Raw genomic sequence first — 23,008 nt, forward strand, 5'->3', positions numbered from 1 at the left:
ATCTCCCAACCGCGCTCGCCTACCTCATCTCTTGCGAAGACCATCATCAATTAATTGATTATCATAAGAAAACTCTGTTAAAATCACTCCTTCTCCAGGAAGCTCGATCGCTAGCACTGACGACAAGTTGACATAAATAATCGTTTATTATATCGATCATCGAAAGTTAAGCCGGATTGCCTGGGAGGAGTGATGGACTCGAGCGACGACAGCGGCCATGGCGCGCCGACAGAAGAAGATGCGCCGCCCGCCACCTTCGCCGACGATGGAAAAAACACCATCGGAAGCCAGCTCGCATCGCGTCTTCGAGAGGCGATCATTTCCGGCGAACTGGAGGCGGGCAGCAAGATCAATCTCGACAAGGCCCGGAAGACGTTCAATGTCAGCCTCAGCCCGTTGCGCGAAGGCCTGGCCCGACTCATTTCCGACGGCCTGGTTGAGTTTCAGGACAATCGAGGCTATCGCGTCGCCCCGATCTCGCTTGCCAATCTCGAGGAAGTTACGACCCTTCGGGAGGAGCTCGAGGTATTCGCACTGCGCGAATCCATTCGCATGGGCGACATCGAGTGGGAGGGCAACATCATGCGTGCGCTCCATCGCCTGAACCGAACCGAGCGCGACGCCGCCCGTCCCGAAACGCTGGAACACTGGGAAGCGCTGCATCGCGAATTCCACCTCACCTTAATCTCGGGCTGTGGCAAGCCGCTGCTTCTCCACTTCTGCAATCTTCTGCTGAATCTCAACGACCGATACCGCCGCGCCTTCCTCATCCGTACATCCGGGGACCGCAACGTAGGCCAGGAGCACAGCGAGATTGCGCAGGGTGCGGTGGTGCGAGACGTTGACTATGCCTGCGAGAAGCTGCGCCAGCACATCCACCGGACCGGGACCAATCTTCGAAATCATCTTGCGACGAAAGGTGTCGTATGATGGCCGCCTCAACATCAAAGTCGCCCGTCCCGATCGGCGTGGCGCATTTCTCGTCTATAATGCTGCCCCCCGCGGAGTTCGCGAAGATTGCCAAACGGGCAGGTTTCACCAGGATCGGCCTCAGGCTCCATCCAGCCTTTCCCGGTGCGCCGTATTATGAACTGCCTGTCGGCAGCGCAGCAGCCGGAGAGTTGAAGGCTGTGCTTGCCGGCGAAGAAGTCGAGGTCTTCGATATCGAGTTCTTCGTGATCGATCCCGCTTTCGACGCATCGTCAGTGGAGGCGACCGTCGCAGCAGCTGCGAATATTGGAGCGCGTCGGCTCAGCGTCTGCGGTGACGATCCGGATCATGCCAGGCTGCTATCGAACTTTTCGGATTTCTGCGTCCTCGCGGAACGGTACGGGTTGGCGGTTGATATCGAGAACATGGGCTGGCGGGTTGTCAAAGCCTTTGCAGATGGCATCGACCTCGTGACCGAGGCGGGGATGGAGAATGCCGGCGTTCTCGTCGACGGCATTCATTTCTTCAGGAACGGTGCGGCTCTGGCAGACTTACGAGCCAACCTCGACAAAGTGAAGCACGTCCAACTATGCGACGTGGCCGGTCCGGCGCCGACGAAGCCGGAGGAAATGATCGCGGAAGCAAGAAGCGACCGACTGCCTCCAGGGGAAGGTGAGTTGCCGTTGGACGATCTGGTTGCTGCGGTCGGCGCCGCCGCGTCCATCTCGGTGGAGGTGCCTTTGGTCGGATCCATGGCGCCGGAGGTCCACCTTAAACATCTTTTCGGCTGCGCGGAAAGAATAGTCGGACCGGATCGATAGTCCGGCGCGGATGCAGGTGATCCGCACCGGAAGGAGGAAATCATACATGGGTTATACATTCGATTTTGGTGCGGTCTTTGACCGCGCCCCGGAATTGCTTTGGGGTTCGCTCGGTACGATCGGACTGGCGCTGGCCGGAATGGTCCTCGCGCTGGTCATCGGTATTATCGGCGTTGCCGCCAGAACGTCCAAGATCCGACTCGTTCGAGCTCCCGTCATCGGGTTCGTGGAAATCGTCCGGAATACGCCCTTCCTCGTACAGATTTTCTTCATCTACTTCGCGCTTCCCTTGATGGGGATACGCCTCAACCCGACGGTTACCGCGATTATCGCACTGGGCATCAACGGCGGGGCATACGCGATCGAGATCATCCGTGGCGGCGTCGAGAGCGTCAGCAAGGGTCAGATCGAGGCAGGCTTCGCACTTGGCCTCCACAAGGGCGACGTCTTCCGGTTGATCGTGCTGAAGCCGGCTCTTCGGGCAATCTACCCATCGCTCACCAGTCAGTTCGTGATGCTGACTCTCACCACCTCCGTCTGCACCTCGATCGCAGCCTACGAGCTGACGTCGGCGGCGCAGAGAATCGAATCCGACACGTTCCGAAGCTTCGAGGTCTACTTCTCCGTAACTACCATCTACCTCGTGATTTCGACCCTGATGATGGGCCTCTTTGCCCTCATTTCCCGCCACTACTTCAACTACCCGACGCGATAGGAGGCACTTATGGGTCCCATCGGCGAAAACGAATTTCTATTCATCTTGCATGGTCTGAAATGGACCGTCCTGCTCGCGATCATCGGCTTTGTAGGTGGAGGCGTGTTCGGGATAGTGATCGCCCTGGCGCGCGCATCAAAAAACCGGACGGCGCGCGTCGCAACTTCGGGCTACATCGCACTCTTCCAGGGCACGCCGCTCCTGATGCAGCTCTTCGTCGTTTACTACGGCGTGGCGCTGCTCGGCGTTGATGTCAACGCCTGGATCGCGGTGGCTATCGCCTTCACTCTTCATGCGAGCGCCTTCCTCGGCGAGATCTGGCGCGGCTCCATCGAAGCCGTGCCGAAAGGTCAGAACGAAGCCGCAAACGCGCTGGGCCTGCACTACGTATCACGGATGAAAGACGTCATCCTTCCGCAAGCCCTGAAAATCTCCATGCCTGCGACCGTCGGCTTCCTTGTCCAGCTGATCAAAGGAACGTCGCTCGCCGCGATCGTCGGCTTCATCGAGCTGACCCGAGCTGGACAGATTATCTCGAACCAAACCTACCGCCCGCTCCTCGTCTTCGGGATCGTCGGCGTGATCTATTTCATCATTTGCTGGCCGCTGTCGCACCTTGGAAGTGGCCTCGAAAAACGGATGGCGAAAGCAGTCCGCTAACCGCTTCGTTCGAAGCAAAAACAAAGAGGAGGAATAAGCAATGCAGACCAACCGTAGGAAATTTCTGGGAATCGCTTTTGCGACGGCCGCTTTCGCCACCATCGGCGCCGCCGCCGCATCGGCCGCCACTGTCGAAGAGATCAAAGCCAAGGGCACTCTCGTCGTCGGCATCCAGGGCGACAACGCGCCATGGGGCTTTGTGAATACGAGTGGCAAGCAGGACGGTTTCGACGCGGATATCGCGACGCTGTTTGCCAAGGAACTCGGCGTGAAGGTCGAATTCCAGCCGCTCGCCGTCGCCAACCGAATTCCGGCGCTGACGACGGGGAAGGTCGATATCCTGTTCGCCACAATGGCCATGACCGAGGAGCGCGCCAAATCGATCCAGTACAGCAAGCCGTATGCAGCGAACACAATCTCGCTCTATGCCGCGAAGGCCGATGCCGTAAAGGCGCCGGCCGATGTAGCGGCCTGGGAGATCGGCGTGCCGAAGTCGAGCTCGCAGGATAAGGCCGTGACGGACGCCGTAGGATCGACTGCAACGATCCGCCGGTTCGACGATGACGCCGCCACCATCCAGGCTCTCATTTCCGGTCAGGTGAAGGCTGTCGGCGGCAACCAGTTCTACGGACAGAGGCTCGATGCGGCCAGCGCCGGGACTTACGAGCGTAAGATCGACTTCCTGAAGACCTATAACGGCGTCGGAACGCGCCTTGGCGAGAAAGACTGGAACGAAGCCAGCAACAGCTTCATCGACAAGATCAAGGCAAGCGGGGAGCTGGCGGCCATCACCAAGAAGTGGATGGGCATCGACCTTCCGACATTCCCCGAATCCATCCCCAACATCCCGTTCACCGTCAAGTAAAGCTGGAGGGCGCCGTGCTCAATTCTTCAAACGATCAGTCGATGTTGATTTCACTTGAGAAGATGGAGAAATGGTACGGCTCCTTCCATGCCCTGAAAAACATCAGCCTGTCGGTTCGCAAAGGCGAGAAGATCGTCCTTTGCGGCCCGTCGGGTTCCGGCAAATCGACTTTGATCCGCTGCATCAACGCGCTTGAGACGATCCAGGACGGGAAGATCGTCGTCGAAGGACAGTTGCTGGATGGCAGCACCAAGGCAGTGGATGCGATCCGGCGCGAAGTGGGCATGGTGTTCCAGAGTTTCAATTTGTTTCCTCACATGACCGTGCTCCAGAACTGCACGCTGGCCCCCATGCGCGTTCGTGGCACCAGCCGCGCCGACGCCGAACGACTGGCACGAAAATATCTGGAACGTGTCCGGATCCTCGATCAGGCGGAGAAATATCCCGCCCAGCTTTCGGGGGGCCAGCAGCAGCGCGTCGCAATCGCGCGTGCGCTCTGCATGGAGCCGAAAGTGATGCTGTTCGATGAGCCCACGAGTGCGCTGGACCCCGAGATGGTCAAGGAAGTGCTGGATACGATGATCGGGCTCGCACGCGATGGCATGACCATGATCTGTGTGACCCATGAAATGGGCTTCGCCCGTCAGGTAGCAGACAGGGTCATCTTCATGGCCTCTGGTGAGATCATCGAAGAGGCTGAGCCCGAGGTTTTCTTCAAGTCTCCTCAGCACGAGCGTACCAGGGCGTTTCTCGGCGAAATACTTGCCCATCACTGATCCGGTAGAGCTATCAAAATGGACCACAGGAAATTCCATGTCGGGCTGATCGGCGCAGACATTCAGATGTCGAAGTCGCCGGCTCTCCATGAGACTGAAGCATACCAGCTTGGACTGGAATATCGGTACGAGCTTCTCGATCTGGCCGAGCGTGATCTTCCTGCATCTGCGCTGCCAGACCTTCTCGACGAGATCGAACGCCGAGGCTTTGCGGGAAGCAACATTACCCATCCGTGCAAGCAGACCGTCGTAGCTCACCTTACCGATCTGTCGGAAGATGCCCAAATGCTCGGCGCAGTCAACACGGTCGTGCTTCGCAACGGAAAGCGGATCGGGCACAACACCGATTGGTATGGCTTTTATAAGAATTTCGAGCGCGGATTACCCGATGTTGCCAAAGCACATGCGGTTCTGCTCGGCGCTGGCGGCGCGGGGGTCGCAGTCGCGCACGCAGCCATCAAGCTCGGAATCGAGATGCTGTCGATCTTCGACCAGGACGCAAATCGCGCCGCCGCGCTTGCCGATCAGCTCAACCAGCGCTTCTCAAAAAGCTGCGCACAGCCGATCAGGGATGTCAGCGCCACGCTCGCTTCGGCCGACGGGCTGATCCATGCCACGCCGACGGGTATGCGAAGCCATCCTGGCATCCCGATCGACCCGGGATTGCTTCAATCGCGTCACTGGGTCGCTGACATCGTCTACATGCCGCTTGTGACCGAACTTCTGGCTTTGGCCGGGAAGAAGGGCTGCAGAACGCTGCCCGGTGGTGGAATGACGGTATTCCAGGCCGCCGCCGCGTTCGAATTGTTCACGGGCGTGCAGCCGGACGCGGAACGCATGTCGCGTCACTTCGAAGAGTTGTGCCGAGCTGCAGTGTGATCGGGAGGACATGCGATGCCGCATATCATCATCGACTATAGCCGGGGCGCTGGCGAACGCGTCGTTATCGACGAGCTGACCAGAGCGGTGCATCGCCGAGTCCGCGACGGGGGCCTCGTAAAGCCTGCTATAGTTCGCACATTCGCCAGGGAAGCGACTTTCTCCTGCGTCGGTGACGAGCATGCCGGCAATCACTTCATCCAGATCATTGTGCGCATGGCTCCCGGACGGCCGGCGGAGGTGAAACGAGAGCTGCTGAAAGCGGTTCTCGACGCCGCGCGCAATGTCGCAGCACCCGCATTGCAGGAAGGACGGCTCGGGCTGCGCGCAGATCTCTACGAATCCGATCCCGATTTCGCGTTCCAGGAAATAGCGTTCGCCTGAACTCAGGCGTTGCCTTCACAAGGATAATTGCAATGAGCCTGCTTTATGTTTTGAACGGTCCAAATCTCAACCTTCTCGGCAAGCGCCAGCCTCATATTTACGGCCACGAAACGCTGGCTGACGTCGAGACCGACTGCCGGAAACTGGCATCGGAACTCGGACACGAGCTCCGCTTCCACCAGAGCAACCGCGAATACGAAATCATCGACTGGATCCATGAAGCGCGTGAGGATGGAGCCGGCATCGTCATCAATCCAGCTGCATTCACGCACACGTCGCTAGCCATCCTCGACGCTCTGAATACATTCGAAGGTCCCGTCATCGAGATCCATATCTCCAACGTGCATAAGCGCGAAAGCTTCCGCCACCACTCCTTTGTCTCCCACAGGGCAGACGGCGTAATCGCCGGACTTGGGACGGAAGGCTACCAGCTCGGCATCCGCCGCGTCGCGACAATGCTAAAGACCCCGAAGAACGGCTGACACAAAATGGTCGACCAGGTCAAACTAGCAGTCCTCGGCGCGGGACTGATTGGGAAGCGTCACATTCGACATGTCCTGGAAGAACCCGCGGCGGACCTCGTCGCCGTGGTGGATCCCACATCGGTCGGTCAAAAAATTGCAACGGAGGCCGGCGTCAGATGGTTTCCGAGCTTTGCCGACATGATCGCCGTGCTGCGTCCGGACGGCGTCATCATTGCCACCCCCAACCAAGTGCATATCTCGAACGGCATGGAGGCTGTGGAAGCCGGCATCCCGGCACTGATTGAGAAGCCGGTTGCCGATGACATTGCAGCCGGCGAGAAACTCATAGAGACGGCAGAAGCCAAGGGGGTCCCGCTTCTGACGGGTCATCATCGCCGGCATAATCCGATGATGCAGAAAGCAAAACAGATCATTGAAAGCGGGAGGCTCGGTCGGATACTGGTCGTCAACGCAATGTTCTGGCTGTTCAAGCCGGACGACTATTTCGACATGCCCTGGCGACGGGAGCGCGGCGCGGGACCTGTGTTCCTCAATCTGATCCACGACATCGACAATCTTCCCTACCTGTTTGGGGATATCGCGGCCGTCCCCTCGTCATAGGCTCGGAGTTCGAGACGACAAGCGAATTGTCCGCCGGAATTCAAATCGGAAGGAGCAGGCGGTTCGCGTTTCCGTGAGCCGCCCCAAGAGACGCGTTTTGTTAGACATCTGCGACCCGTAAGGAAAACGGCGCGGCTTTCGCCGCGCCATCTTCACTCAGCTGCCAACGCCGGCGGATGTCTGTCATCCGCCTCTTCCTGGATGGCGTCGGCATCTCGGCCTGGCTCGTCCTTTGCCTTCGGCTCCCGGCCGAAGAAAAGGGCGTAGCCGGCGGGCAGAACCAGAATGGTGAGCACGGTGGCGACCAGGATGCCGCCCATCATCGCGTAGGCAAGCGGACCCCAGAAGACGCCGCGCGAAATCGGGATCAGCGCCAGGACGGCGGTCAGCGCCGTCAGCATGATCGGCCGGAAACGCCGCACGGCAGCACCGACGATCGCCTCCTGCCGGTGCATGCCGGCCTTGATATCCTGGTCGATCTGATCGACGAGGATGATCGAATTGCGCATGATGATGCCGAGCAGCGCGATGACGCCGAGGATCGCCACGAAGCCGAACGGCGCACCGCTGATCAGCAGTGCGGCCGCAGCACCTATGATGCCGAGCGGTCCGGTTGCCAGCACCAGCATCGCCTTGCCGAAATGCTGCAACTGCACCATCAGCAACACGATGATGACGGCGAGCATGATCGGCGCCTTGGCGGCGATCGACATCTGGCTTTCCGCCGCATCCTCGGCGCCGCCCTGGATTTCGACATTGTAGCCGGCCGGCAGGCTGTCGCGCATGTCCTTCATGTCGGCATACATCTTCATCACCACGTCGTTCGGCTGCACGCCGTCGGGCAGCGTCGCCCGCACGGTGATCGTCGGCAGGCGATTGCGCCGCCATTCGATGCCCTGCTCCATAACCGGCACGACCTTGGCGACCTGCGAGACCGGCACGAAGCCGCCGAAATCCGTCGGGACATAGACCGAGTTGACCGCCGACAGCAGCGAGCGGCTGGCATCCGGCTCGCGGGCGACGATCGAGACCGTCTCCTCGCCGTCGCGGAAATCGTCGAGGGCCGCCCCCGACATGGCGGTCTGCAGCATCTGGCGCACACGCTGCGAAGTCACACCCAACGCCCGGGCGCGGTCCTGGTCGATCACCAGCTTCATTGCCGGCACCTGTTCCAGCCAGTCGTCGTGGATGGCGCCGAGCATCGGGTTGGCCGCAAAGCGCGCCTTCACCTGATCGGCGATTGCTCGCACCTCCTGGCGGTCCGGCCCCATGACGCGCATCTGCACCGGCCAGCCTGTGGGCGGGCCGAGGAAGAGGCGGTCGACCTTGCCGCGGATCTCCGGGAAATCTTCCGCAAGGATCGTGCGCAGCTTGACGATCAGCCGCTCGCGCGCCGGTTCGTCATTGGCCATGACGAGAAGCTGGGCGAAGTTCGGATTGCGCAGTTGCTGGTCGAGCGGCAGGAAGAAGCGCGGTGCGCCTTCGCCGATATAGGTGGCGATGAACTTCTTGTCGGGATCATCCATCATCTTGGCTTCGAGCGCCTTCGCCTGGACCTCGACTTCCTTGATGCTGGTGCCCTCGGGCAGCCAGAGATCGACGAGGATTTCCGGCCGCGACGATTGCGGGAAGAAATTCTGCGGAATGAACTGGAAGGCCCAGAGGCTGGTGACGAAGGTGCCGAGCGTCAACAGCAGCACGATGACCCGGTGGCGAACCGCCCAGCCGACCGTGCCGCGCAGACGCCGATAGAATCCGGTGTCGAAGGCGTCGTGATGCTCGCCGGCATGATGGCGCTGCTTGAGGATCATGTAGCCGAGCCATGGCGTGAAATAGACCGCGACGAACCACGAGGTGACGAGCGCAATGCCGACGACGTAGAACAGCGAACGCACATATTCGCCGGCCGTCGATGCGGCGAAGCCAACCGGAATGAAGCCGGCCGTGGTGATCAGCGTGCCTGTCAGCATCGGGAAGGCGGTCGAGGAATAGGCAAAGCTCGCCGCTTCGATCTTGACCAGCCCCTCCTCCAGCTTTCGCTCCATCATCTCGACGACGATCATCGCATCGTCGACCAGCAGGCCGAGCGCGATGATCAGCGCCCCGAGCGAGATGCGCTGCAGGTCGATGCCGAGTTCGTACATCAGGGCGAAGGTGGCGGCGAGCACCAGCGGAATGGCGATGGCAATGACGAGGCCTGAACGCCAGCCGATCGACAGGAACGAGACAATAAGCACGATGACGAGGGCTTCGCCGAGCGCATGCATGAATTCGCTGATCGCATCCGTCACCACGTCGGGCTGGTTGGCGATCTGATCGACGGCGACGCCGTAAGGCAACGCCTCCTCGAAGCGCTGATAGGTCGCCTCGACGCCCTTGCCGACATCGGTGACGTTGAAACCCTTGGCCATCACGACGCCGACCTGGACGCTATCATGGCCGTTGAAACGGTATTTGCGCTGATAGGGGTCTTCGAGGCCGGAACTGACGGTGGCGATATCGCCGAGACGTGTCACCTGGCCGCCGGCGCGAAGCCGCAGCTCGCGGATATCGGCCGCCTTCTTCACGTCGCCTTCGACGGAGATGCGTACCGAGCGCAGGCCGGTATCGACGGAGCCGGCCGGATCGACATTGTTCTGGCCCTTGATGGCGTTCTGCAGGTCGAGGATCGTCAAGCCGCGCTCGGCGAGCGCCTTGGACGAGACATCGATATAGATCTTCTCGGGCTGGTCGCCGATGATGACAGCCTTCTCGACACCCGGTGTCGTCAGCAGCATATCGCGCGCCTGGATGGCGAATTTCTTCAGCTCCGGATAGGAATAGCCCTCGCCGCTGATCGAATGCAGCGTGATGAAAGTGTCGCCGAACTCATCGTTGAAATAGGGGCCGAGCAGGCCCTGCGGCAGCTCGCTGGAGATGTCGCCGACCTTCTTGCGCACTTGGTAGAAGGCATCCGCCACGTCCTTCGAATTGGTGTCGCCCTTGACCTGCAGGGTGATGATCGCACTGCCGGCTCGCGTGTAGGACTTGACCCAGTCGATATGCGGCGTTTCCTGCAGCTTGCGTTCGATCTTGTTGACGACCTGATCTTCCATTTCCTGGATGGAAGCGCCCGGCCAGATCGCCTGAACGACCATGACCCGGAAGGTGAATTCGGGGTCCTCGCGCTGACCCATGCGCATCAGGCCAAGCACGCCGGTGATGATGATCAGCCCGAAGAGGAAGCGGGCGATGCTCGGATGTCCGATCGCCCAGCGCGACAGGTTGAAGGGCCGCTTTTCGGTGGTGTTGGCGTCCATGGTTTTCTTCCCTTTTGCGACGCAATCAGCGGACGGTCTGGTCTGTATCGGCGAGCGCCGACTGCTGGTTGGGCACCTTCACCTTCAGATTTTCGCTCATGAACTGCGTGCCGGCCGCAACGACCAGATCGCCGGCATCGAGGCCTTCGATCACATGCACGCCGTCACCGGTGAAATCGGCAACCTTGATGTCGCGGCCATGCACGGTCGCCGTGTCGCGGTCGACGGTCCAGACCATCTGCTTGCCGTCCTTTTCAGCGAGCGCACTGAGCGGGATCGAGACATAGCTGGCGCCATTGCTGATATCGGCCTCGATCGTTGCCGTCATGCCGAGCAACACGCGCGGATCGTTCGGCAGGCTGACCCGCACCGCGAAGGTGCGCGACTGCTGGTCGGCGCTGCCGGAAACCTCCCGCACCTTGCCGTCGAGCAGCAGCTTGTTGTCTGCCCAGAAGCTTGTCTTGACGGTTTTGCCCGGCTTGAATTCGGCAATGTCGTTTTCCGGAACCGCGATCTGTACTTCCTTCTCGCCATCGACGGCAACGGTGACGACGGCGGCACCGGAACCGACAACTTGACCGGTATCGGCATTGATTGACGTGACGATGCCGTTCTGGCCGGCCTTGAGTTCGGTATAGCTCACCTGGTTCTTCGCCTGATCGAGTGCCGACAGGGCGGCATCGCGCTGTGAAATCGCCTGGTCGTGGCTCAGCGCCGCCTGCTCGACCTGCGACTTCGGGGCGACACTCTTGTCGAAGAGCTGCTCGGCGCGTCGATTGGCAAGATCGGCGGTTTCGACGCTTCTTTCGGCCGCGGCAAGATTGGCTTCCGCCGTTTTGACCGCCAGTTGGTAATCGGTGGCGTCGACGCGGGCGAGAACGTCGCCCGGCGTCACCCGGTCGCCGATGTCGACGAGGCGCTCGGTGATCTTGCCGGCGACGCGAAACCCGAGATTCATTTCCGTGCGCGCCTTGACCGAGCCCGAATAATCGAGCTTGCGGGTGTCGCCGGCCTTGGCGATCTCGACGACCTTCACCGGCCGGATAACCTCCTTGACCTCAGCTTTTTCTTCCGAGCAGGCGGAAACACCGATGCCGATGGCGCCGACAAATACGAGGCGGGCGACGGACGGCATGCAATGGCTGAGGGTCTTGAGCGAAAACATCTTCCGCACTCCTGGATCGTTTCGGGGGTCTCGACGGCGGCTGCCGTCCATTATTTCTTCAACGCCCTGATCACGTAGTCGATCAGTTCGTCGACGCTCGCGCGGTTCGTTTTGGCAAGACATTGCGCCACCATTTGCGGATGGCAGAGATTGATCGTCGCTGCGCCGAAGCAGCGCGAGGCCACGACCGGATCCTGCTCGGCGAATTCTCCGGCCGCAATGCCTTCGGCGATGATTTCGGCAATGAGATCGTGGACGCGGTCGATATGTTTCTCGATGACATGCCAGTCGCGCTCGATCGCGACGATGATCATCTCGTGCACCTTCATCTCGTCAAGCATCAGATCCAGCGTCAACTGATGCTGGGTCTGGACATAGCGGCGCAGTCGCTCGCTGGCGCTGACCGGCTGATGGCGGATGTCGTAGGCGATTTGATAGGCGGTGGCGAGCATGCGCCCGCAGAGCGCCTGGTGGATCTCCACCTTGGAGGCGAAGAAGCGATAAATATTGGCCGGCGACATGCCGAGATCGCGGGCAATATCGGCCACCGTCGTCTTGCTGTAGCCATAGTGGCGAAACAGCCGCTCGGCGGCATCGAGAATGCGGGTGACATTCTCCTGCCGGGTGACGTCGAGTGTATTTTCCGCGATGTCGTCCATGGTTTCGATGCCCGAATTACGACTGACGAATTTTGAATTTCGTCAGTCGTAAAATATCAGGCGTCATTTGTCAATACTCGAACGGGACAACGGGCGTCGTCAACCGACCGCACCGATGGACAGCCAGGGTTTAGAGAGAGATGATGAACACCCGGTAAAATTGAAAGTGCCGCGGCTTGGAAGCACGCGGCACATCATCGGCGGCAGCAGGAGGTCAGCCGAGCTTGACGTCGAGGGTGATGGGAACGGCGGCAAGCGCCTTGGAAATCGGGCAGCCGGCCTTCGCCTTGTTGGCGAGTTCGGTGAAGGTTGCCTCGTCGGCGCCGGGAATACGGCCGGCGAGCGAAAGATGGATAGCGGTGATGGCAAAGCCGCCCTCGACGCTTTCGAGCGTCACCTTGGCGGAGGTTTCCATATGCTCGGCGGTAAAGCCGGCTTCACCGAGGATCAAGGACAGCGCCATGGTGAAGCAGCCGGCATGGGCGGCGCCGATCAGCTCTTCCGGGTTGGTGCCGGGAATGCCTTCGAAGCGGCTGGCAAAGCCGTAGGGATAGTCCGTCAGGGCGCCGCTCTGCGTCGAGATCAGGCCTTTGCCGTCTTTGAGGCCACCGGTCCAATGAGCCGAAGCCGTGCGATTGATCTGCATGCCGTCCTCCTGTTTCGATTGAGCTTTCAGGCAGCGGCGGCGCCGCTCCAAGCCTGTGGGAGACCAGGTTAGCCTTCCCGACAGGCAATATAACGCTCTATCGGCAGAAGACGACAGGCTTGTAAAAATCACCGCCGGCAATGCCGCTCAGACGGTATGCTGCAGCACGCTGAGGCCGCCGTCGATCGTCAGGCAGGTGGCGTTCATGAAAGGGCATTCGTCGGAAATCATGAAGACCGCCGCCATGGCGATCTCCTCAGGCGTTGCGATCCGCCCGCCGGGATGCAGCCGCATCGTCTCCGCTTTGGCCGCCTCGGGATCGGGAAAGCCGTTCCAGTAGTCGATCACCTTCTGGGTCGAGACATAGCCCGGCGCCAGAGCATTGACCCGGATATTGCGGGCCGCGTACTCCAGGCCCAGGGATTTCGTCATGCCGAGCAGCGCATGTTTTGCCAGCGGATAAGGAAAGGTATGCGGAATGATGGTGAAGGCGTGCGTGGAGGCGATATTGAGGATGACGCCGCCGCCCTGTTCGATCAGCCCCGGCAGCACCGCCTTGCAGCAGTTCCATGCACCCTTGAGGTTGATGTCGAAGCAGCGGCTCCACTCTTCATCCGTCGTGGCGAGCGGTTCAGCGAAGACGTTGACCCCGGCATTGTTGACGAGCGCGTTCAGCGGACCGATCTCCTCATTCGCCTCAGCAACCGCCCGCCTGATCGTTCCGGCATCGGTTATATCGGCCGGCAGATAACCGACCCGGCCGCCGGTGCTCGCCAGCTCCCCCGCTGCCCGCGCCAGCAGCACCGCATCGCGGTCAACGAGATAGACGGCCGCATTCTCACTGACGAACGCCTTCGCAATTGCAAGGCCGATACCCTGCGCAGCGCCCGTTATCAGGATGTTCTTGCCCCGCAGGCGATTGCTCATCATCTTTCCTCCGGTTGAACCGGCAACGCCGACAGATCGATCGTCACCTTGCCGGAAAGAACCTCACCCGGCGCAAGCGGTATGAGGCCGCCGAACTCCGGCAGGTGGTGGCCGTTCGGCAGGTGGCTCATCGGCTCGAGGCAGAAGAAGTCGTTCCGGTCCACCGGCATATAGAGCATGAAGCGATCGAGCGCGCCGTCGGCCTCCAGCACCGCCTGAATTCCAAGCTCCGGCCAGGCGATGGCCGCCCGTCCGTTCCACCCCTCGAAGGCATTGTTCATCCATCTCTGCGGCAGCAGCTTTTCCGATCTGAAATCGAAATAGCCGGGCACAGGACCGGCCATGTCGGGCAGATGGTCCGGCCGCTCGCTCCAATAGCGATCGGCCGCAATCGTCAGTCTCGTCTCTGGCGTCCGTACGAAGAAAGGATGTTGCCCGAGCCCGAAGGGAAGCGCCGCCGCGCCGCGGTTTTCGACGGACAGCGTCAGCACCAGCGCATCGCCGGCGAGACGGATCTCCTGCCGGGTCAGATAGGCATAGGGTGAAACCCTGTCGGCGCTACGGGAAAAGGAAAACCGCGCATGCTCTGAACTGGAGTCTTCAAGCTGCCAGAGGCCGAGCCAGCCGTCGCCGTGCCGATAGAGCGGATCTGCGGTATTTGGCTGGAAGGCATAGTCGCGTCCGGCAAAAGACATGCTGTTGCCTTCGACGCGATTGCCGAACGGCACCATCGCAAAATTCGCCATCGCCCCGTCGGGCCCGCCGGCCGCAACGAGAAAGGGCATGCCCCGAAACGTCGCGGCGGTGACCGCGGCACCCCTGGCGCTGACCCGGACGGCGAGCTCGCCGTGCCTCAGTTCGATGTCGCCTACGGCTCGTTCTTGGTTCATCCACGTCGTCCCGCGGCCGAAGATCTCAAATTGTCGAGCAGCACGGCGATCAGCAGGATCAGCCCGCGCACGACATACTGATAGAATGCCTGGATATTCAGCAGATTCATAACGTTTTCGGCAATGCCCATGATCAGCACGCCAACGATGACGCCGCTCATTGCCGCCCGTCCGCCGGCCAGCGAAACGCCGCCGAGAACGCAGGCCGAAATGACCGAAAGCTCAAGTCCCGTCGCCGCATTCGGCTGGCCGGAGGTGATGCGCGAGGCCAGCAGGATGCCGGCAATGCCGCAGACGAGGCCCTGCAGCGTAAAGATCCAGATGCGCATGTTGACGACGTTGACGCCGGCAAGCCGCGAGGCCTCCGGATTGCCGCCGATCGCCAGCGTGTTCTTGCCGAAGACGGTGCGGTTGAGCACGAAACCGAAGAGGAGGAAAAGCATCAGCATGATCCAGATCGGCGTCGGCACGGTCAGGAAGCGCGACAGGGCCAGTTGATAGAAAACCGGATCGTTGATGCCGACCGCACGGCCATCCGAGGCGATCAGCGCCAGCCCGCGCACGATCTGCATGGTCGCAAGCGTGGTGATCAGCGCATTGATGCGGAACCGGGCGATGACGATACCGTTGACGAAGCCGACGACGGCGCCGCACAGCAGGGCGGCCAGCAACCCGAGAGGAATGGAGCCCGTGGCGTTCGAGACCATCACGGCGATCATGCCGGAGAAGGCGACGATCGACCCGACCGAAAGATCGAAATCGCGCGACGCCAGGCAGAACATCATCGTGCAGGCGACGATACCGATGGTGACCACCGACTGCAGCAGCCCCAGCATGTTTCGCTCGGTCAGGAAGTTCGGAACGAAGAGCGAGACGATCACGAAGGCGGCAGCGAAAATCACCACCAGCCCCTGCTCGCCGAGAAGAATCTTTTTCAACGAATTCATTATCCGTATTCCTGGTCCTAAATGATGCCTGCAGCATTCTTGTCGGGGAGTGCTGCCGTCAGGATGGCGCGCTCGTCGAAATCCCGGCGGGCGACATTGGCCGCCACCCTGCCCTGGCACATCACCATGATGCGATCGCAGATGCCCATCACTTCGGGCAATTCGCTTGATATCACCACGATCGCCATGCCGTTGGCCGCCAGTTCATAGAGGATCTCGTAGATTTCCGATTTCGCCCCGACATCGATGCCGCGCGTCGGCTCGTCGATGACCAGCACCTTGATGCCCTGCTCGGAGAGCCAGCGGCCGAGAATGACCTTCTGCTGGTTGCCGCCGGAGAGATTGATGATGTCCTGCTTGCGCGACGGGGTTCGCACCCGAAGCCGGGCAATGAACCGATCGGCCAGCGCTGCCTCCTTTTTCGGGCTCAGAATGCCGAAAGGCGAGAAATGCCGGCGCGACGAAATCGCGATATTCTCTTCGATCGATCGGCCCTGGACGATGCCGTCGAACTTGCGGTCCTCGGGGCAAAGCACCATGCCGGCATTGATCGCAGCCTTCGGATTGTTCGGCGAGACGACAACGCCGTCGATGGCGACCTTGCCCTGATGCCTGGTATCGGCGCCGTAGAGCAGCCGCGCCATCTCGCTGCGGCCGGCGCCGATCAGACCGAAGAAGCCGAGGATCTCGCCCTGGCGGACGGAGAAGCCGATCGGATTGCGCAGCTTCGTTCCCGACAGGCCGTTGACCTCCAGCCTGATGTCGCCGAGCGGACGTGCGCGCCATCCCCAGACATTGCTGATCTCGCGCCCGACCATTTCCGAGATGATCTGTTCGCGCGTCGTCCCGGCGATGTCTGGATGGTGGGCGGCGAGCTTGCCGTCGCGCAGCACCGTCAGGCTGTCGCAAAGCCGAAAAATCTCGTCGAGACGATGCGAGACGTAGAGAATGACCGTTCCCTTCGCCTTCAGCCTGTCGATGAGGGAAAACAGGATTTCGCTCTCGCGCGAGGAGAGTGACGAGGTCGGCTCGTCAAGCGCGATGACCCGTGCGTCGAGCATGACGGCCTTGGCGATCTCGACCATCTGCCGCGCGCCGATCGAAAGCGAGGCGACTTTGGCTGAAGGATCGACATCGATGCCGATTTCCTCGAGCTTCGCCCGCACCGTCTCGATCAACCTCGTCGAATGGATGACGCCGCCCTTGGCCGGAAAGCGCCCAAGCCAGAGATTTTCGGCGACGGTCAACTCCGGCACGAGTTGCAGTTCCTGATGGATGACGACGATGCCGGCATGAAAGGCGTCGCGCACGGAACCGTATTTCTGCTCCTCACCGTCGATGAGGATGCGGCCGCTATCGGCCGCCTGATCGCCTGACAGCACACGGATCAGCGTCGATTTGCCGGCTCCGTTCTCGCCCATCAGACCGTGCACGGCGCCCTTCTCGACGGAGAAAGAAACCGCCGCCAGCGCCTGCACGCCGGGATAACCCTTGGAGATATTGTTGAATTCGAGGAAAGCCATCGCCGCTCCGCCGAGAGAACCCGGCGGCAGCTAGAAGCCGCCGGGTATAAGGTCATCCCGAGAGGACGATCACTCGATGCCGAGATCCTTGCGGACCTTGTCATAATCGCCGCGCAGCGCCAGCGAACCGGAGGTCAGCGTCAGCTTTTCCGGCGCCTTGTCGTTGGCGATCCAGTCGTACATGTTCAGCGCCGTCTCGTAGCCGTGGCGCTTCGGCGAGATGATGACCGTGCCGAAGAAGCCGGTCGCGGCCGGCTTCTTGAACTCGTTGATCGCCGATTCCGCGCCGCCGATGCCGACGCCGATAACGTTGGCCGCCGGAATACCCACAGATTCCGAAGCTCGGACAGCGCCGAGAACGGCTTCGTCGTTGAGGCCGAAGGCAACCCAGTATTTGACGTCGGCATGTTTGTTGAGAACGGTGGTTGCGGCATTGAGAGCCGCTTCCGTATCGGTCTTTGCCTGCGGCGCGTCATAGATGTTTTCCGCCGGGAAGCCGGCGGACTTCAGCACCGCGATGGCGCCTTCGACGCGGTCGACGGCGGTGGGCAGCTGATCGTAGGAGACCCGGATCGCGCCGACATTCTTCATGTCCCAGCCGCGCTTCTTGATTTCGTCGACGATCGCCTGGCCGACGGTCTCGCCGATCTTGGTGGCCGAGATGCCCATATGCGGCACCTCTTCCAGCGGTTTGCCGTCAGCGCTGACCAGACGGTCGTCGACCGTCATCAGCTTCAGCTGGTTGGCTTCGGCCTTTGCGACGATGCCGGGGCCGAGCTTGACGTCGGGCGTGCAGATGATGAAGCCCTGCGCGCCTTGGGCGCCGAGATTGTCGATTGCCGACTGGACCTTCTCGCCGTCTTCGGCGCCGATCTTGACGACGGTGAAGCCTTTTTCCTTCGCCGCCTGGTCGGCGAATTTCCATTCGTCCTGAAACCACGGCTCTTCGGGCTGCTTGACGATGAACCCGATCTTGACGTCTGCGGAAAATGCCGAGCCGGCTGTCAGGATGGCGAAAGTGCCAGCCAGGATGGCTGCTTTGAACAAGCGCATGTCTCTCTCCCAAAATCCCAAAAAATCATGCAGCCGCCTCCCGGGCAGCGTCTATGAATTAAGATAAATCATCATACCAGTCAATTGCCAATGTATGATGATTGCAATATTACGATAATCGAGAAGCGGGCCGGAGGAAGCGTCGCAAAGCGGATCGAATTCGGATAATGAGGTTCGATTGCCTGGCGCCAGAGATAGAGCGGAGAGGTAAGTTGGAAACAAACGAGCGACAGGGCGGGGCCGAAAGCCCCGGCATCGAGCGCCGCCCGCGTGTACGCCGCAACGTCACAGCGGCGATCGCTCAGGATATCTGTGCGGAGCGTTATCCCTCGGGCTCGCCGCTGCCCCGCGAAAACGATCTCTGCGAACTCTACGGCGTCAGCCGCACCGTCATCCGCGAATCGTTGAAAGTGCTGGAATCCAAGGGTCTCGTCCGCGGCAAGCCGCGCATCGGAACCACCGTCTGCGACAGAGACGACTGGAATATTCTGGATGCCGACGTGCTCGATTGGATAGGTCCTTATATCAAGGACTTCGACCTGCTCGGCTGCATTCTCGAAGCCCGCCGCACCATCGAGCCGGCAGCGGCCGAATATGCCGCCGAGCGCGCCAGCGCCCAGGAGATCGCCGATCTCGACAAGGCCTGGCGGCAGATGCGCGACAGTGCCGGCGACCCGGAAGGTTTCACCGATGCCGATGTCATGTTCCATGCGGTGCTGCTCACCGCCAGCCACAACCAGGTCTTCCGCCGCCTGTCGAGCGCCATCCACGCGGCGCTGAAATATGCGCTGCATGCCTCCAACATCGGCGTCGAAAATCGCGAGGATGCGGTGCTCGTTCACGGCCAGTTGGTCGAGGCCCTGCGCATGCGCGACAAGGCTGGCGCCCGCGACTGCGCCAACCGCATGCTCGATCTTGCGGTGCGCGACCTTGCCGCCGCTGAAAAGGCGATCGGCAGAACCAAATGATGGATCATGAGCAATCCACGGCCAGGCCGCCGGTCAAAAATCCGAAGAGAGACTGAAGAACCCCAATGAAGATCACCAAACTCACCACCTATATCGTTCCGCCGCGCTGGCTGTTTTTGAAGATCGAGACCGATGAGGGCATTGTCGGCTGGGGCGAACCGGTCGTCGAAGGCCGCGCGCTCACCGTCGAGGCCGCCGTCCACGAACTGGAAGACTATCTGATCGGCAAGGACCCCTTCCTGATCGAGGACCACTGGACCGTGATGTATCGCGGCGGCTTCTACCGCGGCGGTGCTGCCCATATGAGCGCGATCTCCGGCATCGACCAGGCGCTGTGGGACATCAAGGGCAAGGCGCTGGGCCAGCCGATCCATTCCCTGCTCGGCGGCCAGCTGCGCGACCGCATCAAGGTCTATTCCTGGATCGGCGGCGACCGTCCCGCCGATGTCGCCAACAATGCCAGGGACGTGGTCGCCCGCGGCTTCAAGGCAATCAAGCTCAACGGCTGCGAAGAAATGCAGATCGTCGACACCAACGAGAAGGTGGAAAGGGCGGTCGAGACCATCGCCGCCATCCGCGAGGCGATCGGCCCGCATATCGGCATCGGCGTCGATTTCCACGGCCGCGTCCACAAGCCGATGGCGAAAGTTCTCGCCAAGGAACTCGAGCCCTACAAGCTGATGTTCATCGAGGAGCCGGTGCTCTCCGAAAACAAGGAAGCGCTGCGCGATATCGTCAACCACACCTCGACGCCGATCGCACTCGGCGAGCGGCTCTTTTCGCGCTGGGACTTCAAGCAGGTGCTGTCGGACGGCTATGTCGATATCATCCAGCCGGATCTTTCCCATGCCGGCGGCATCACCGAATGCCGCAAGATCGCGGCCATGGCCGAAGCCTACGACGTGGCGCTGGCGCCGCATTGCCCGCTCGGCCCGATCGCGCTTGCCGCCTGCCTGCAGGTCGATGCCGTCAGCTACAACGCCTTCATTCAGGAACAGAGCCTCGGCATCCACTACAACACCGGCAACGACATTCTCGACTACATCTCCAACAAGGAGGTGTTCCACTATGCCGATGGTTTCGTGTCGATCCCGCAAGGGCCGGGTCTCGGCATCGAGGTCGACGAGGCCTATGTCATCGAGCGCGCCAAAGAGGGCCATCGCTGGCGCAACCCGATCTGGCGCCATGCCGACGGCAGCTTCGCCGAGTGGTGAGAGAAATGATAGGGTCGCGCAAGCGGCCCTTTTTCATTCGTCGTGTCGGATATCGCGCGTCTCATCCGTCATAATGGAAATTCAACCGGGAGATTTCAGATGGCCAGAGCAATCGCAATCATTGTCGCGCGCATCATTTTCAGTTTCATCTTCTTCATGGCCGCCGGCTTCAAATTCGCCGATATCGGCGCGACGGCGGGCTATATCACCGCCGCCGGTTTTCCCATGGCGACATTGCTTGCCTGGGTCGCGGCCTTCTTCGAGATTGCCCTGGCGCTCGCCTTCATCACAGGCGCCTTCTTCACCGAGGCCAGCCTGCTGGCGGGCATCTATGTGATCTTTCTTGCCTTTGCCTTCCACGGCCCATCCCATTGGCAGCAGAACCAGGCCGAGTTCGGCTTCTTCGTCGATCACTTCACCTTCCTTGCCGGCCTGCTCTTTGCCGCCGTCCATGGGCCGGAGAAATGGGCGTTGAGACACAGCCTCCTCAGATAGCCCCCGAGACACCCTCCGCCGGAACCAACAGCCATGCCGAACATTGGCTTACCGGCAAACGGCAAGGAGAGCCCGACCATGGAGCTGAAGGGAAGGATCGCGTTGGTGACGGGTGCCGGTTCCGGCATCGGCAAGGCGGCAGCGCTGAGGCTTGCCGCCGACGGAGCAAGGGTCGCCGTCTTGAGCCGCACCGCCGACGAGGTCGAAAAGACCTGCGCCGAGATCAAGGCGGCGGGCGGCGAATCGATCGCGTTGATCGCCGACACCAGCGACGAGGCGCAGATGCGGCGCGCCGTGGAGCAGCTGACCGATATGTTCCACGGCCTCGACATCGTCGTCGCCAATGCCGGCATCAATGGCGTCTGGGCGCCGATCGACGATCTGAAGCCGGATGAATGGGACAAGACCATCGCCGTCAATCTGCGCGGCACCTATCTGACCTTGCATCTGACAGTCCCCTACCTGAAAAGAAATGGCGGCTCGATCGTCGTCGTCTCCTCGATCAACGGCACCCGGACATTCACGACGCCGGGCGCCACCGCCTATACCGCAACCAAGGCCGGCCAGGTCGCCATGGTTCAGCAGCTCGCCCTCGAACTTGGCCGGCACGGCATCCGCGTCAATGCCGTCTGCCCCGGCGAGATCGAGACCAATATCGGCGCCAACACGAATAGCCGGCATCGCGACGACACCGAGGTTCCGGTCATCTGGCCGCAAGGGGATATCCCGATCGCCGGCGGCAGAGCGGGCAAGAGCGAAGATGTCGCCGAAACCATTCTCTTCCTCGCCTCCGACCGGGCTCGACACATCACCGGGACGCCGATCTGGATCGACGGCGGCCAGGGGCTGCTGCGATAGGCCTGCGTCCTGCGACGATCAGGCGCTCAGCCGGGCGTTATCGAGCGTATAGAGTTCCTGCGCGCGCTTCACGCCGCGCAACGCATAACGTCCAACACAGGCAAGTGCCGCGCGCTGTTCCTCCGGTATCGCTGTGGCGAAATCGGAGGAGATCAACAGGTTGAGATCCACTGATCGGCACATCGAAGCGATGCGGCTGACCTCGTTGACGGCAGGGCCGATGACCGTGAAGTCCAGCCGGTCCTGACTGCCGATATTGCCGTAGAAGACGTCTCCGATATGCAGGCCGATATAGACATCGGTCGTTGGCCGGTCGTCGGCTTTGCGTTCGGCATTGAGGTTGGCGAGCTTTTCCCGCAGCAGCGCTTCGGCGTGGAGCGCCGCACGACAGGTCTCCGCCGGCACCTCGCCCTTGAAGATCGCCAGCACGCCGTCGCCGATCAGCTTCAGCACATTGCCGCCGGATTCGTGGATCGCCGTGATCACCGCCTCGCTATAGTCGTTGAGCAACGGGATGATCTCCTCCGGCGGTACGCTGTCGGAGATCTTTGTGTAGTTCAACAGATCCGAAAACCAGAGTGCGGCGGAAATCCGCTCCGATTTGCCGCGACTGATCTTGCCCTCCATGACCTGACGCGCCGCGTCCTCGCCGAGATAGACTTCGGCGATGGTGCGGGCGATGCGCCCGAGCCCGATGCACTTGATCGCCAGCCCCAGCACCGGCACCAGCTTGCGCAGGATGGCGAGGTCGTGATCGGAAAAACCCTCGGGATGTTTGGTCGCGAAATGCGAGAAGAAACAATCCATTTCGCCGATCGTGCCGGCCTCGCTGAAACGATGGACCATCGCTATGAAATCCGTATGGCCGGCTTCAGCGATCGTATCGAGCAGGCTGAAATCGATCGGATCGCCAAAGCCGAGGCGCCGGCGTATCTCCCGTTCATTGTTGGCCCAGAGATAATAAAAGGCCGAGCGCTGCCAGTTCGCCGCGGCCTCCCCGGAGCTCGTCGAGCCATATTCGAACTCGGTCTCGATCTCCTCCTCGCTGTCCCAGCGGAAGGCGCGGCCCTCATGCACCGGGTGCAGCGTATCCATCAGCGCCAGGCCGCGGTCGAGCGGCAGCCCGGCATTGCGGCAGGCCGCGCAGAAACCGGTCATCAACTCGGCTTCCGAGGCGCCCTTCAGTCCCTGCTCCGTGATCCAGGCTGCAATTGTGCTGACGTCGCTATAATCCATGCCGCTCACCTTC

General features: G+C 61.1%; 23 protein-coding genes and 1 pseudogene. 14 read left to right on the forward strand and 10 right to left on the reverse strand.

From position 1 onward, the window contains the following. Window positions 1–192 precede the first annotated feature (192 nt). From AF337_RS28650 to AF337_RS28695, 10 genes and pseudogenes are all read left to right on the forward strand, one after another. On the forward strand, window positions 193–930 hold the full coding sequence (locus tag AF337_RS28650; protein ID WP_049734821.1) for a GntR family transcriptional regulator: 738 nt from the start codon (window positions 193–195) through the stop codon (window positions 928–930). Continuing rightward, a complete protein-coding gene (locus AF337_RS28655) occupies window positions 930–1,751 on the forward strand; it encodes a sugar phosphate isomerase/epimerase family protein (protein WP_049734864.1) in 822 nt (273 codons plus the stop codon). The genes AF337_RS28650 and AF337_RS28655 overlap by 1 nt, the downstream gene beginning before the upstream one ends. A 46-nt stretch (window positions 1,752–1,797) precedes the next feature. After that, window positions 1,798–2,466, forward strand: coding sequence for an amino acid ABC transporter permease (locus tag AF337_RS28660; RefSeq protein ID WP_049734822.1), 669 nt, complete (start codon window positions 1,798–1,800; stop codon window positions 2,464–2,466). Between the two features lie 9 nt (window positions 2,467–2,475). Continuing rightward, entirely contained in the window at window positions 2,476–3,126 is a 651-nt protein-coding gene (locus AF337_RS28665) for an amino acid ABC transporter permease (RefSeq protein ID WP_049734823.1), read from the forward strand. A gap of 40 nt (window positions 3,127–3,166) precedes the next feature. Beyond that, a complete protein-coding gene (locus AF337_RS28670; RefSeq protein ID WP_049734824.1) occupies window positions 3,167–3,991 on the forward strand; it encodes a transporter substrate-binding domain-containing protein in 825 nt (274 codons plus the stop codon). 14 nt (window positions 3,992–4,005) lie between these two features. Further along, window positions 4,006–4,767 (forward strand): amino acid ABC transporter ATP-binding protein, encoded by a 762-nt coding sequence (locus AF337_RS28675; RefSeq protein ID WP_088937506.1) that lies wholly within the window; start codon window positions 4,006–4,008, stop codon window positions 4,765–4,767. A gap of 18 nt (window positions 4,768–4,785) precedes the next feature. Next, complete coding sequence (locus AF337_RS28680) at window positions 4,786–5,646, forward strand: shikimate dehydrogenase (protein ID WP_049734825.1); 861 nt, start codon at window positions 4,786–4,788, stop codon at window positions 5,644–5,646. Window positions 5,647–5,661: 15 nt separating this feature from the next. Beyond that, window positions 5,662–6,030 carry a 5-carboxymethyl-2-hydroxymuconate Delta-isomerase gene (locus AF337_RS28685; protein WP_049734826.1) on the forward strand — a complete coding sequence of 123 codons (369 nt, stop codon included), beginning with the start codon at window positions 5,662–5,664 and terminating at the stop codon, window positions 6,028–6,030. Window positions 6,031–6,062: 32 nt separating this feature from the next. Beyond that, the gene (gene aroQ, locus AF337_RS28690) at window positions 6,063–6,512 is read left to right on the forward strand and encodes a type II 3-dehydroquinate dehydratase (RefSeq protein WP_049734827.1); all 450 of its coding nucleotides are present in this window, start codon (window positions 6,063–6,065) and stop codon (window positions 6,510–6,512) included. A 6-nt stretch (window positions 6,513–6,518) separates the two neighbouring features. After that, window positions 6,519–7,103, forward strand: a pseudogene (locus tag AF337_RS28695) (Gfo/Idh/MocA family protein); the annotation flags it as partial. Between the two features lie 164 nt (window positions 7,104–7,267). On the opposite strand, the gene AF337_RS28700 reads toward AF337_RS28695, so the two are convergent. The 9 genes from AF337_RS28700 to AF337_RS28740 form a co-directional block, all read right to left on the reverse strand. Then, complete coding sequence (locus AF337_RS28700) at window positions 7,268–10,414, reverse strand: efflux RND transporter permease subunit (RefSeq protein ID WP_049734828.1); 3,147 nt, start codon at window positions 10,412–10,414, stop codon at window positions 7,268–7,270. 25 nt (window positions 10,415–10,439) lie between these two features. Next, window positions 10,440–11,579, reverse strand: coding sequence for an efflux RND transporter periplasmic adaptor subunit (locus tag AF337_RS28705; protein WP_049734829.1), 1,140 nt, complete (start codon window positions 11,577–11,579; stop codon window positions 10,440–10,442). A gap of 50 nt (window positions 11,580–11,629) precedes the next feature. Further along, window positions 11,630–12,238 (reverse strand): TetR/AcrR family transcriptional regulator, encoded by a 609-nt coding sequence (locus AF337_RS28710; protein ID WP_049734830.1) that lies wholly within the window; start codon window positions 12,236–12,238, stop codon window positions 11,630–11,632. 214 nt (window positions 12,239–12,452) lie between these two features. After that, window positions 12,453–12,884: an OsmC family protein gene (locus tag AF337_RS28715; RefSeq protein WP_049734831.1), complete on the reverse strand. Its 432-nt coding sequence runs from the start codon at window positions 12,882–12,884 to the stop codon at window positions 12,453–12,455. A 147-nt stretch (window positions 12,885–13,031) separates the two neighbouring features. Further along, window positions 13,032–13,811, reverse strand: a complete 780-nt coding sequence (locus AF337_RS28720) for an SDR family oxidoreductase (RefSeq protein ID WP_049734832.1) — start codon at window positions 13,809–13,811, stop codon at window positions 13,032–13,034. After that, window positions 13,811–14,701: an aldose 1-epimerase gene (locus AF337_RS28725; RefSeq protein ID WP_049734833.1), complete on the reverse strand. Its 891-nt coding sequence runs from the start codon at window positions 14,699–14,701 to the stop codon at window positions 13,811–13,813. The genes AF337_RS28720 and AF337_RS28725 overlap by 1 nt, the downstream gene beginning before the upstream one ends. After that, window positions 14,698–15,648 carry an L-arabinose ABC transporter permease AraH gene (gene araH / locus AF337_RS28730; protein WP_049734834.1) on the reverse strand — a complete coding sequence of 317 codons (951 nt, stop codon included), beginning with the start codon at window positions 15,646–15,648 and terminating at the stop codon, window positions 14,698–14,700. Before araH ends, AF337_RS28725 begins: the two co-directional genes overlap by 4 nt. Window positions 15,649–15,665: 17 nt before the next feature. Next, on the reverse strand, window positions 15,666–17,171 hold the full coding sequence (araG, locus tag AF337_RS28735; protein ID WP_049734835.1) for an L-arabinose ABC transporter ATP-binding protein AraG: 1,506 nt from the start codon (window positions 17,169–17,171) through the stop codon (window positions 15,666–15,668). Between the two features lie 69 nt (window positions 17,172–17,240). Continuing rightward, on the reverse strand, window positions 17,241–18,224 hold the full coding sequence (locus AF337_RS28740; RefSeq protein WP_049734836.1) for an arabinose ABC transporter substrate-binding protein: 984 nt from the start codon (window positions 18,222–18,224) through the stop codon (window positions 17,241–17,243). 212 nt (window positions 18,225–18,436) lie between these two features. Here AF337_RS28740 and AF337_RS28745 point away from each other — a divergent pair, with 212 nt between their 5' ends. The 4 genes from AF337_RS28745 (at window position 18,437) to AF337_RS28760 (ending at window position 21,759) form a co-directional block, all read left to right on the forward strand. Next, window positions 18,437–19,192: a FadR/GntR family transcriptional regulator gene (locus AF337_RS28745; protein ID WP_049734837.1), complete on the forward strand. Its 756-nt coding sequence runs from the start codon at window positions 18,437–18,439 to the stop codon at window positions 19,190–19,192. 65 nt (window positions 19,193–19,257) lie between these two features. After that, window positions 19,258–20,406, forward strand: coding sequence for a galactonate dehydratase (dgoD, locus tag AF337_RS28750; RefSeq protein WP_049734838.1), 1,149 nt, complete (start codon window positions 19,258–19,260; stop codon window positions 20,404–20,406). Window positions 20,407–20,505: 99 nt separating this feature from the next. Continuing rightward, complete coding sequence (locus tag AF337_RS28755) at window positions 20,506–20,901, forward strand: DoxX family protein (protein ID WP_049734839.1); 396 nt, start codon at window positions 20,506–20,508, stop codon at window positions 20,899–20,901. 78 nt (window positions 20,902–20,979) lie between these two features. Continuing rightward, on the forward strand, window positions 20,980–21,759 hold the full coding sequence (locus AF337_RS28760) for an SDR family oxidoreductase (protein WP_049734840.1): 780 nt from the start codon (window positions 20,980–20,982) through the stop codon (window positions 21,757–21,759). A gap of 18 nt (window positions 21,760–21,777) precedes the next feature. Here AF337_RS28760 and AF337_RS28765 read toward each other — a convergent pair whose 3' ends face one another. Next, window positions 21,778–22,995, reverse strand: coding sequence for an adenylate/guanylate cyclase domain-containing protein (locus tag AF337_RS28765; RefSeq protein ID WP_049734841.1), 1,218 nt, complete (start codon window positions 22,993–22,995; stop codon window positions 21,778–21,780). Window positions 22,996–23,008: the final 13 nt, after the last annotated feature.

It is taken from the genome of Rhizobium ecuadorense, from assembly GCF_001187535.1.
Lineage (GTDB): Bacteria > Pseudomonadota > Alphaproteobacteria > Rhizobiales > Rhizobiaceae > Rhizobium > Rhizobium ecuadorense.

Coding starts and splice junctions, on each gene's coding strand:
- AF337_RS28725 (WP_049734833.1), bottom strand. CDS start 14,701: ATGAACCAAGAACGAGCCGTAGGCGACATCGAACTGAGGCACGGCGAG.
- araH (WP_049734834.1), bottom strand. CDS start 15,648: ATGAATTCGTTGAAAAAGATTCTTCTCGGCGAGCAGGGGCTGGTGGTG.
- AF337_RS28700 (WP_049734828.1), bottom strand. CDS start 10,414: ATGGACGCCAACACCACCGAAAAGCGGCCCTTCAACCTGTCGCGCTGG.
- AF337_RS28655 (WP_049734864.1), top strand. CDS start 930: ATGGCCGCCTCAACATCAAAGTCGCCCGTCCCGATCGGCGTGGCGCAT.
- AF337_RS28660 (WP_049734822.1), top strand. CDS start 1,798: ATGGGTTATACATTCGATTTTGGTGCGGTCTTTGACCGCGCCCCGGAA.
- AF337_RS28650 (WP_049734821.1), top strand. CDS start 193: ATGGACTCGAGCGACGACAGCGGCCATGGCGCGCCGACAGAAGAAGAT.
- AF337_RS28665 (WP_049734823.1), top strand. CDS start 2,476: ATGGGTCCCATCGGCGAAAACGAATTTCTATTCATCTTGCATGGTCTG.
- AF337_RS28670 (WP_049734824.1), top strand. CDS start 3,167: ATGCAGACCAACCGTAGGAAATTTCTGGGAATCGCTTTTGCGACGGCC.
- AF337_RS28705 (WP_049734829.1), bottom strand. CDS start 11,579: ATGTTTTCGCTCAAGACCCTCAGCCATTGCATGCCGTCCGTCGCCCGC.
- AF337_RS28755 (WP_049734839.1), top strand. CDS start 20,506: ATGGCCAGAGCAATCGCAATCATTGTCGCGCGCATCATTTTCAGTTTC.
- AF337_RS28765 (WP_049734841.1), bottom strand. CDS start 22,995: ATGGATTATAGCGACGTCAGCACAATTGCAGCCTGGATCACGGAGCAG.
- aroQ (WP_049734827.1), top strand. CDS start 6,063: ATGAGCCTGCTTTATGTTTTGAACGGTCCAAATCTCAACCTTCTCGGC.
- AF337_RS28740 (WP_049734836.1), bottom strand. CDS start 18,224: ATGCGCTTGTTCAAAGCAGCCATCCTGGCTGGCACTTTCGCCATCCTG.
- AF337_RS28685 (WP_049734826.1), top strand. CDS start 5,662: ATGCCGCATATCATCATCGACTATAGCCGGGGCGCTGGCGAACGCGTC.
- dgoD (WP_049734838.1), top strand. CDS start 19,258: ATGAAGATCACCAAACTCACCACCTATATCGTTCCGCCGCGCTGGCTG.
- AF337_RS28715 (WP_049734831.1), bottom strand. CDS start 12,884: ATGCAGATCAATCGCACGGCTTCGGCTCATTGGACCGGTGGCCTCAAA.
- AF337_RS28710 (WP_049734830.1), bottom strand. CDS start 12,238: ATGGACGACATCGCGGAAAATACACTCGACGTCACCCGGCAGGAGAAT.
- araG (WP_049734835.1), bottom strand. CDS start 17,171: ATGGCTTTCCTCGAATTCAACAATATCTCCAAGGGTTATCCCGGCGTG.
- AF337_RS28720 (WP_049734832.1), bottom strand. CDS start 13,811: ATGAGCAATCGCCTGCGGGGCAAGAACATCCTGATAACGGGCGCTGCG.
- AF337_RS28680 (WP_049734825.1), top strand. CDS start 4,786: ATGGACCACAGGAAATTCCATGTCGGGCTGATCGGCGCAGACATTCAG.
- AF337_RS28760 (WP_049734840.1), top strand. CDS start 20,980: ATGGAGCTGAAGGGAAGGATCGCGTTGGTGACGGGTGCCGGTTCCGGC.